The organism is Brevundimonas sp. 357, from assembly GCF_003938605.1.
Lineage (GTDB): Bacteria > Pseudomonadota > Alphaproteobacteria > Caulobacterales > Caulobacteraceae > Brevundimonas.
This window is the reverse complement of sequence record NZ_RHWX01000028.1, coordinates 1-1,331: the sequence shown is the minus strand read 5'-3', so window position 1 is coordinate 1,331 and position 1,331 is coordinate 1. Positions and strand designations below refer to the sequence as shown.

The 1,331-nt window shown below is 60.4% G+C and carries 1 protein-coding gene; it reads left to right on the top strand.

Annotated elements, in window-relative coordinates; all coding sequences use genetic code 11:
• Window positions 1–140: 140 nt before the first annotated feature.
• Window positions 141–1,154 carry a class 1 integron integrase IntI1 gene (intI1, locus tag EGK63_RS16155; RefSeq protein ID WP_000845048.1) on the top strand — a complete coding sequence of 338 codons (1,014 nt, stop codon included), beginning with the start codon at window positions 141–143 and terminating at the stop codon, window positions 1,152–1,154.
• Window positions 1,155–1,331: the final 177 nt, after the last annotated feature.

Below are 1,331 nucleotides of genomic sequence, written 5' to 3'. Positions count from 1 at the left end.
CTAACTTTGTTTTAGGGCGACTGCCCTGCTGCGTAACATCGTTGCTGCTCCATAACATCAAACATCGACCCACGGCGTAACGCGCTTGCTGCTTGGATGCCCGAGGCATAGACTGTACAAAAAAACAGTCATAACAAGCCATGAAAACCGCCACTGCGCCGTTACCACCGCTGCGTTCGGTCAAGGTTCTGGACCAGTTGCGTGAGCGCATACGCTACTTGCATTACAGCTTACGAACCGAACAGGCTTATGTCCACTGGGTTCGTGCCTTCATCCGTTTCCACGGTGTGCGTCACCCGGCAACCTTGGGCAGCAGCGAAGTCGAGGCATTTCTGTCCTGGCTGGCGAACGAGCGCAAGGTTTCGGTCTCCACGCATCGTCAGGCATTGGCGGCCTTGCTGTTCTTCTACGGCAAGGTGCTGTGCACGGATCTGCCCTGGCTTCAGGAGATCGGAAGACCTCGGCCGTCGCGGCGCTTGCCGGTGGTGCTGACCCCGGATGAAGTGGTTCGCATCCTCGGTTTTCTGGAAGGCGAGCATCGTTTGTTCGCCCAGCTTCTGTATGGAACGGGCATGCGGATCAGTGAGGGTTTGCAACTGCGGGTCAAGGATCTGGATTTCGATCACGGCACGATCATCGTGCGGGAGGGCAAGGGCTCCAAGGATCGGGCCTTGATGTTACCCGAGAGCTTGGCACCCAGCCTGCGCGAGCAGCTGTCGCGTGCACGGGCATGGTGGCTGAAGGACCAGGCCGAGGGCCGCAGCGGCGTTGCGCTTCCCGACGCCCTTGAGCGGAAGTATCCGCGCGCCGGGCATTCCTGGCCGTGGTTCTGGGTTTTTGCGCAGCACACGCATTCGACCGATCCACGGAGCGGTGTCGTGCGTCGCCATCACATGTATGACCAGACCTTTCAGCGCGCCTTCAAACGTGCCGTAGAACAAGCAGGCATCACGAAGCCCGCCACACCGCACACCCTCCGCCACTCGTTCGCGACGGCCTTGCTCCGCAGCGGTTACGACATTCGAACCGTGCAGGATCTGCTCGGCCATTCCGACGTCTCTACGACGATGATTTACACGCATGTGCTGAAAGTTGGCGGTGCCGGAGTGCGCTCACCGCTTGATGCGCTGCCGCCCCTCACTAGTGAGAGGTAGGGCAGCGCAAGTCAATCCTGGCGGATTCACTACCCCTGCGCGAAGGCCATCGGTGCCGCATCGAACGGCCGGTTGCGGAAAGTCCTCCCTGCGTCCGCTGATGGCCGGCAGCAGCCCGTCGTTGCCTGATGGATCCAACCCCTCCGCTGCTATAGTGCAGTCGGCTTCTGACGTTCA